Here is an 8,008-nt window from a genome sequence, read left to right as displayed (position 1 = left end):
CCCCCCCCCCCCCCCCCCCCCCCCCCCCCCCCCCCCCCCCCCCCCCCCCCCCCCCCCCCCCCCCCCACCCCCCCCCCGGGGGGGGCCCCCCCCCGGGGGGGGGCCGGGGCCCCCCCCCCCCCCCCCCCCCCCAACCCGATCTTGCATGATTCGAGAGACACAAGGGGTGTTCCACGGAGTGCCGGCGGTGCCAAGCTGGAGCACCCCTCATCCGACCGAGCTTCGCTCAGCCACCTTCTCCCACAAGGGGAGAAGGAAGAGCCTTGTCCGGCAGGGGCGCTATCCCTCCAGCGTCTCGAAAAATTCTGCAACGCAGGAACGGTTGGAAGGAACAGGACAGGTCGGTTGGCAGTTCGCGGTCCGCGCAATGCGCACCGCCATCCCCAAGTCAAATCTCAGCAAGATCGCCCAGCGACTGGATCAGCGGCTGAATTTCGTTTTCATAGTTCTTCCAGCGCTTGACCGACGATTTGTAGATCGGTTGGCGAACCTGCCAGCGGCTGGGCGTGTTGACCGAACCATCCCTGTCGAAAAATCGCAGGCAGGCGTCATCCCAAGGCAGCCCGAGATAATCTATCAGGCGGCGCGACTGGGCTTCCTGGTCCTCAACCAGCGTTTCATAGCGATTTTCGAAGATATGGCCTGGAAAGAGCTCGTTCCAGTGCCGCATCAGGCGGTCATACTCGCGATAGTACAGGCCTAGTGTATTCAGGTCGGTGTTGTAGCTGTGTGCCTCGCTGAAGTTGAGGACGAAGCAGGAGACGCAATTGTCGATGGCGTCCCGGCGGCAATGAATGATGCGCGCGTTGGGGAAGAGAAGCCCGATGAGCCCGATCAGCTCAAAATTGTGCGGCGTCTTGTCCACGACGCGAAGCGCGGCAGGCGCCCGCTCGCGCAAATAGGACAGGTGCTCTTCGGCCAAGGTTCTGGACAGGACTTCCGTGATCGAGGTGACCGGCTGGCTCAAATCGCCAGCCGATGATGTCTTGAGACCGATCGCATTCGCGACCCGCCTCAGCTTGCTAAGCTCCCCTGCGCCATGAACGTCGGGATGGCTGGCGCAGATCTGCTCGGTGAGCGTCGTCCCCGAGCGGGGCATGCCAACCACGAACACAGGCGCTTCGGAAGGATTTCCATAGCCGGCCCTGGCAGCCAAAAAGTCCGGCGTGAAGGTTTCAATCATCGAATCGACCCACCGACGATACAGATCGATATCGAACCTTTGGCCGGAGGCCTGTTTCGCCTTGTTGAAATGGTCGAATGCCTCGTCATAGCGCTTGAGGTCGTTCAGCACCTTGCCGGCGGCGTGATGGAGTTGCTGCGCGCCTTCCGAACCAAGTTTCGGATTACCGAGCTCACGAAGGATGGATTGGAGCTCCTCGGGCTCCTCGGTGAAGTTTCGCGTCTGTACAAGGTCGTTGTAGGCAGCCGGCACGCCAATACGACGTGCGATTGCTTGCTTCAGATAGGCGGCGGCTTCATCCATACGCCCCAGGCCGCTGAGCGCGCTGGCCAGCCCGGCTCGCACCTTGGGATGATCGCGGTTGATTTTCAGCGCCTTCTCGTAAAGCGGCAGAGCCATGTCGGGCTTGTCAAACGCCGTGTAAGTGCGCCCCAATGCACAAAGTGCTTCGATAAGGCCGGGCTGCAGTTCCAGGGCGTACTGCATATGCTTGATTGCTGGCGCATACTCGCTGACCTTCACATAGGCCTCGCCCAGGCTGAGGTGGTAGTAGGGGTTTTTAGGTTCCTCGCCGACCGCCCGTGCGAAATATCGCAAGGCCCGCTCATCGTCGTAACCCAGGTATATGGTCCCCAGGATGTATAAGGCGAGCGGATGGTTTGGCGTGCGCTCCAGAACCCGAAGGCATAGGTCCTGAGCCTCGTCGAGCCGCTTGGCCTGCTGAAAGGCATATGCCTGTTTCAGCAATGCGTCGTCGGCCTGCGCACGCGATTGGGCGCTTGCTTTCTGCGGGCTCACCAAAGGCTTCACTATCGGCCCCTTCACTTTTGGCGCGGGTCCGGGCTTGATGTGCTTTGACCAGGCAGGCGGGAGTCGATTGTTCATGATATCTCGCTAGCAAAAAGAAATATCTCGCTAGCAAAAAGTGCGGGGGGAATCCAGCATGCTGGCTCCAGCCAAGGCGGGAGCTTGCGCGGTTACCTGTGCCGCGCTAGCAAGAAGGCACTTTTCGAGCGAGCCCCCTTTTTTAGCGAGACTTGCCATGCGCCAGCGCCCTCCCCTCACGCCGATCGTCAGCGCGCTTCCTTCGACGGTGCCGTTTGTCGGCCCGGAGGCGCAGGAGCGAAATCGCGGCCGCGCCTTTCGCGCCCGCATCGGCGCCAATGAGAGCAGTTTTGGCCCCTCGCCGCGCGTCATCGCCCGCATGGCCGGCATCGCCCGCGACATGTGGATGTATTGTGATCCAGACAATCACGATTTGAAGGTGACTGTTGCCGGGCATCTTGGCGTTGGCGTCGAAAACGTGGTGGTCGGCGAAGGCATAGACGGGTTGCTCAGCCTGGTGGCGCGCATGTATGTGGCGCCGGGCGACGCGGTGGTCACCTCGCTCGGCGCCTATCCGACCTTCAATTTCCATATTGCCGGCGTCGGCGGCCGGCTGGTCACGGTCCCCTACGAGAACGACCGGGAAAGCCTGGACGGCCTGTTGGCTGCGGTCACCAGGGATAAAGCGCCGCTGGTCTACCTGTCCAACCCGGACAATCCGATGGGAAGCTGGTGGGAGGCGGCGGAGCTCATCCGCTTCATCGAAGCCCTGCCGGAGACCACCATGCTGGTGCTCGACGAGGCCTATGGCGAATTGGGCCCTGCCTCGGCGCTGCCGCCGATCGACGTGTCACGGCCGAACGTCATCCGCATGCGCACTTTCTCGAAAGCCTACGGGCTGGCCGGCATACGTTGCGGCTATGCGGTGGCCGATGCCCAGGTGATCCGCGATTTCGAGAAGATCCGCAACCACTACGGCGTCAGCCGCATGGCGCAGATCGCTGGCGTCGAGGCGCTGGCCGATCAGGACTATCTGCAAAGCGTGGTGGCGCGGGTCGCTTCCGGCCGTCGGCGCATCGCCGGGATCGCGGAGGCCAATGGGCTGAAGCCGCTGGCCTCGGCCACCAATTTCGTCACCATGGACTGCGGCGGCGACGGCGCCTTCGCGCTGAAGGTGCTGCAGGCGCTTTTGTCGCGCGATGTGTTCATCCGCAAGCCGATGGTGCCGGTGCTCGACCGCTGCATCAGGGTCAGCGTCGGCCTCGACCACGAGCTCGACATTTTTGCCGAGGAATTGCCTGGTGCGGTGGCGGCGGCACGGGGGAGCTAGCGCGCCGTCGTCAAGACCCTGCAGGACCTTTTGATTTGATGCCTGCGGGACAGCGCACCCTCTGTCCTGCCGGACATCTCCCCCACTTGGGGGGAGATTGGCTGTCACTTCAGCTTTCGCCAATCTCTAACCTCTAAGAAAAGCGCGGCCATTGGAGCTGCCGATCTCCCCCCTCGTGGGGGAGATGTCCGGCAGGACAGAGGGGGGCGCGAAGGAACGCCATCGCCTGACATTGGCCCTTGAATTAATTGAACGTTCGTTTTATTCTTTACTCCGCTCAACGAGGCTTGCATGGCGCGCACGACCGGTTCCGACGGGGAAAAGACCGAAGCGGCGGTCCGCGAGGCGGCGGTCAGCCTGATCGCGCGTCTCGGCTATGAGGCGATGTCGATGCGCCAACTGGCCGCCGAGGTCGGCGTCCAGGCGGCGGCGCTCTACCGTTATTTTCCGACCAAGGAAGACCTTTTGTTCACGCTGATGCGCGAGCACATGAAAGGGCTGATCGAGGCGTGGGACGCGGCGCGCCCGGCCGCGGCCGATCCGGCGACCCGGCTCGCCGCCTATGTCGAAAACCACATCGCCTTCCACATCGAACGCCGCCATTCCACCCATGTCTCGAACATGGAATTGCGCAGCCTGTCGCATGACCGCCTGACGCAGATCCTGCGTATGCGCACCGCCTATGAGAAGGAGCTGCGCGTCATCTTGCGCGAAGGCGCAGAAGCCGGCGTCTTCAGCGTCGAAGACACAGGGCTGACAGCCATGGCGCTGATCCAGATGATGACCGGCGTTATCGTCTGGTTCCGGCCGGGCGAGCGGCTATCGATCTCGGAGGTGACCGCCACATATCTCTCAATGACAATGCGCCTGGTTGGAGCAAAGGCCCATGGCGCGACAACGACCTGCAGCGCCGGCGGCCGCTTCCGGCGCGCCAAGAACGCTGCAGCACTTTGATTTTGCACCCTTCCCGAAATTGAATTCGATTTCGGGGCCATGCGCCGGGAGGAACGGCATGTACACGTACACACTCAACTTCGGGCTTGACGAAGACATCGGAGCGCTGCGCGACCTGGTGCGGCGCTTCGCCCAGGACAAGATCGCCCCGATCGCCGCCGAAATCGACCGCTCGAATGAATTTCCGGCGCATCTGTGGGTCGAGCTCGGTGGGCTCGGCCTGCTCGGCATCACCGCCGATCCGGAATTCGGCGGCACCGGCATGGGCTATCTCGCCCATGTCGTGGCGATGGAGGAGATTTCGCGCGCCTCGGCCTCGGTCGGCCTCTCCTACGGCGCCCATTCCAACCTCTGCGTTAACCAGATCAATCGCTGGGCAACGCCGGCGCAGAAGGAAAAATATCTACCTGCGCTGTGCAGCGGCGAAAAGGTCGGCGCGCTGGCAATGTCGGAATCCGGCGCCGGCTCCGACGTCGTGTCGCTCAAACTGCGTGCCGAAAAGCGCAACGATTGCTATGCGCTCAACGGCACCAAGATGTGGATCACCAACGGCCCGGACGCCGAGACGCTGGTCGTCTACGCCAAGTCCGATCCGGAGCTCCGTTCGCGCGGCATCACCGCCTTTATCGTCGAAAAGGATTTTGCCGGCTTCTCCGTCGCGCAAAAGCTCGACAAGCTCGGCATGCGCGGCTCCAACACCGGCGAACTGGTTTTTTCGGATGTCGAAGTGCCGTTCGAGAACGTGCTGCATGAGGAAGGGCGCGGCGTCGAGGTGCTGATGTCGGGTCTCGACTACGAGCGCACGGTGCTCGCCGGCGGCCCGCTCGGGATAATGGCGGCGTGCCTCGATGTGGCGGTCCCCTATGTGCGCGAACGCAAGCAGTTCGGTCAGTCGATCGGCGAGTTCCAGCTGGTGCAGGGCAAGCTCGCCGACATGTATACGACGATGAACGCGGCGCGCGCCTATGTCTATGCCGTCGCCGCTGCCTGCGACCGCGGCCAGACGAGCCGCAAGGACGCCGCCGCTTGCGTGCTGTTCGCGGCCGAGAAGGCGACGCAGATGGCGCTCGACGCCATCCAGCTGCTGGGCGGCAATGGCTACATCAACGACTATCCGACCGGCCGGCTTTTGCGCGACGCCAAGCTCTACGAGATCGGCGCCGGCACCAGCGAGATCCGCCGCTGGCTGATCGGGCGGGAAATCATGGCGGAGACGATCTAGGCCGGATATCTCACACTTAGTGGTCCCTTTTTTGACTCTTTGCCATGAATAGCCACTTGTGCCATATTGACTAATATGTGCCACATTTCGGGAACGAGGCAGACTATGGCGAACGGAACCGAAAAGGCTGGGTTTGACGAAAATCCGCAAACACAGTTCGAGGCCGGAGCTCGGAAAACTCCGCTCCGGATTCCAGCGAAACGCGAGCGCGTTAGACTTGGCGAGGGCGGACGCTTCGTTATCCCGGCTGCGATGCGCGAGGAAATGGGCGTGAAGCCCGGTGAAGACTTGATCCTTCATGTCGAGAACGGCGAATTGCGGGTAAGGTCGTGGCTTCGGAATCTGCGGCGCGTCCAGGCCGAATTGTCAGCGTTGAAAAAGCCCGGCGAAAGTGTCGTCGACGAATTTCTGAAGGAGCGGCGGGAAGAACAGCGTCGAAGCGATAGACGTTTGGACCGGCTTCATGCCGAAGGAACGGCGAGGAAGGGAGCGAAGTGAAAGCTTACGTCATGGACAGCTCGGCGGCGCTTGCGATCCTGCTTAACGAGAAAGGCACCGATGTTGCCTTGGGTTTCGCGCCGGACGCGCAATTCAGCTCCGTCAATGCGGCCGAAATTATCGCCAAGCTGATCGACAAGGGACGCAGCATGGAAGAGGCCGCGGACGACCTCGCCAGTCTCGGCATGCCGGTCGCTGCTTTCGACGAGATGATGGGCATCGCTGCCGGTCAGCTTCGCGAACTGACGCGGCATCGCGGCTTGTCGCTGGGCGACCGCGCCTGCCTGGCACTGGCAATTCGCGAGAACGCCATTGCCGTCACCGCCGACCGTGACTGGGGCGACCTGGATATCGGCTGCAAGATCGAACTGATCCGGTAACGCCAATGGCCCTCCTCACCTCGCAAATCTCGCCAGCCTCCGACACCTTTCGCGCCAATGCCGAGCGCATGCGGGCGCTGGTCGCCGACATTGCGCAAAAGGCGGCAACCGTCGAGCGTGGCGGCTCGGAGGAAGCGCGTGAGCGCCACCAGAGCCGCGGCAAGCTTTTGCCGCGCGAGCGCCTCGCCCAATTGCTCGACACCGGCTCGCCATTCCTCGAGATCGGCCAGTTCGCCGCGTGGTCGATGTATGGTGAGGACATCGCATCGGCCGGCATCATTACCGGCATCGGCCGCGTCGAAGGCACCGAAGTGATGGTCGTCGTCAACGACGCCACGGTGAAGGGCGGCACCTATTATCCAATGACCGTGAAGAAGCATCTGCGCGCCCAGGAGATCGCGCTGCAGAACAGATTGCCTTGCGTCTATCTGGTCGACAGCGGCGGCGCCAACCTGCCCAACCAGGACGAGGTGTTTCCCGACCGCGACCATTTCGGCCGCATCTTCTACAACCAGGCCAACATGTCGGCTGCTGGCATTCCGCAGATCGCCTGCGTCATGGGTTCGTGCACGGCGGGCGGCGCCTATGTGCCGGCGATGTCGGACGAGACGATCATGGTGCGCAACCAGGCTACCATCTTCCTCGGCGGTCCGCCGCTGGTGAAGGCCGCTACCGGCGAGGACGTCAGCGCGGAGGAATTGGGCGGCGCCGAGGTCCACACGCGGCTTTCCGGCGTGGCCGATCATTTTGCGCTGGACGACGAGCATGCGCTGGCGATCGCGCGCCGCATCGTCAAGAACCTCAATCGAAAGAAGCAGATCGGGCTGGCGCTACGCGATCCGATTGCGCCGCTTCATGCAGCCGAAGAACTCTACGGCATCGTGCCGACCGATCTGCGCCAGCCCTATGACGTGCGTGAAGTGATCGCCCGCATCGTCGACGGCTCCGAATTGGACGAGTTCAAGCAGAATTATGGCACCACGCTGGTCACCGGCTTTGCCCATCTCAACGGCATGCCGGTCGGCATCATCGCCAACAACGGCGTGCTGTTTTCCGAAAGTGCGCTGAAGGGCGCGCATTTCAGCGAGTTGTGCTGCCAGCGCAAGATTCCGCTGATCTTCCTGCAGAACATCACCGGCTTCATGGTCGGGCGAAAATACGAGGCCGGCGGCATCGCCAAGGACGGCGCCAAGCTGGTGATGGCGGTCGCCACGGCCCGCGTGCCGAAGGTCACCATGATCATCGGCGGCTCGTTCGGCGCCGGCAATTACGGCATGTGCGGACGCGCCTATTCGCCACGCTTCCTGTGGATGTGGCCGAATGCCCGCATTTCGGTCATGGGCGGCGAGCAGGCGGCCACCGTGCTGGCCGTGGTCAAGCGCGAGGGGATCGAGCGCAAGGGCGGGGAATGGAGCGCGGAGGAAGAGGCAAAATTCAAGAAGCCGATCCTGATGAAATACGAGCATGAAGGCCACCCGCTGTATTCCTCCGCCCGGCTCTGGGACGACGGCATCATCGATCCGGCCAAGACGCGCGAGGTGCTGGCGCTCAGCCTGTCCGCAGCGCTGAACGCCGGGATCGAGGAGACAAGCTTCGGCGTGTTCAGGATGTGACCG

General features: G+C 62.8%; 7 protein-coding genes. 6 read left to right on the top strand and 1 reads right to left on the bottom strand.

Annotation, left to right across the window (positions count from 1 at the left end; all coding sequences use genetic code 11):
• Positions 1–388: 388 nt before the first annotated feature.
• A complete protein-coding gene (locus AC0L3H_RS02080) occupies positions 389–2,068 on the bottom strand; it encodes a tetratricopeptide repeat-containing sulfotransferase family protein (protein ID WP_473494162.1) in 1,680 nt (559 codons plus the stop codon).
• Positions 2,069–2,225: 157 nt separating this feature from the next.
• Between AC0L3H_RS02080 and AC0L3H_RS02075 the strand changes: the two genes are divergently transcribed.
• The 6 genes from AC0L3H_RS02075 to AC0L3H_RS02050 all read left to right on the top strand — a co-directional run bounded on the left by AC0L3H_RS02075 (position 2,226) and on the right by AC0L3H_RS02050 (position 8,005).
• Complete coding sequence (locus AC0L3H_RS02075; protein ID WP_473584307.1) at positions 2,226–3,338, top strand: pyridoxal phosphate-dependent aminotransferase; 1,113 nt, start codon at positions 2,226–2,228, stop codon at positions 3,336–3,338.
• Between the two features lie 291 nt (positions 3,339–3,629).
• On the top strand, positions 3,630–4,292 hold the full coding sequence (locus AC0L3H_RS02070; protein WP_473584306.1) for a TetR/AcrR family transcriptional regulator: 663 nt from the start codon (positions 3,630–3,632) through the stop codon (positions 4,290–4,292).
• A 58-nt stretch (positions 4,293–4,350) separates the two neighbouring features.
• Positions 4,351–5,514 (top strand): isovaleryl-CoA dehydrogenase, encoded by a 1,164-nt coding sequence (locus AC0L3H_RS02065; RefSeq protein ID WP_473584305.1) that lies wholly within the window; start codon positions 4,351–4,353, stop codon positions 5,512–5,514.
• 75 nt (positions 5,515–5,589) lie between these two features.
• Positions 5,590–6,012 carry an AbrB/MazE/SpoVT family DNA-binding domain-containing protein gene (locus AC0L3H_RS02060; RefSeq protein WP_473584304.1) on the top strand — a complete coding sequence of 141 codons (423 nt, stop codon included), beginning with the start codon at positions 5,590–5,592 and terminating at the stop codon, positions 6,010–6,012.
• On the top strand, positions 6,009–6,392 hold the full coding sequence (locus AC0L3H_RS02055; protein WP_473584303.1) for a type II toxin-antitoxin system VapC family toxin: 384 nt from the start codon (positions 6,009–6,011) through the stop codon (positions 6,390–6,392). The genes AC0L3H_RS02060 and AC0L3H_RS02055 overlap by 4 nt, the downstream gene beginning before the upstream one ends.
• A 5-nt stretch (positions 6,393–6,397) precedes the next feature.
• Complete coding sequence (locus tag AC0L3H_RS02050) at positions 6,398–8,005, top strand: carboxyl transferase domain-containing protein (protein ID WP_473584302.1); 1,608 nt, start codon at positions 6,398–6,400, stop codon at positions 8,003–8,005.
• The last annotated feature ends 3 nt before the right edge of the window (positions 8,006–8,008 follow it).

The sequence above is a fragment of the Mesorhizobium sp. WSM4816 genome, from assembly GCF_055811535.1.
This window is presented reverse-complemented; position numbering and strand designations above follow the sequence as displayed.

What these genes read in the sequence shown, in the direction of transcription:
- AC0L3H_RS02075 (WP_473584307.1), top strand. Translation starts at nt 2,226, where the DNA reads ATGCGCCAGCGCCCTCCCCTCACGCCGATCGTCAGCGCGCTTCCTTCG.
- AC0L3H_RS02060 (WP_473584304.1), top strand. Translation starts at nt 5,590, where the DNA reads ATGTGCCACATTTCGGGAACGAGGCAGACTATGGCGAACGGAACCGAA.
- AC0L3H_RS02050 (WP_473584302.1), top strand. Translation starts at nt 6,398, where the DNA reads ATGGCCCTCCTCACCTCGCAAATCTCGCCAGCCTCCGACACCTTTCGC.
- AC0L3H_RS02080 (WP_473494162.1), bottom strand. Translation starts at nt 2,068, where the DNA reads ATGAACAATCGACTCCCGCCTGCCTGGTCAAAGCACATCAAGCCCGGA.
- AC0L3H_RS02065 (WP_473584305.1), top strand. Translation starts at nt 4,351, where the DNA reads ATGTACACGTACACACTCAACTTCGGGCTTGACGAAGACATCGGAGCG.
- AC0L3H_RS02070 (WP_473584306.1), top strand. Translation starts at nt 3,630, where the DNA reads ATGGCGCGCACGACCGGTTCCGACGGGGAAAAGACCGAAGCGGCGGTC.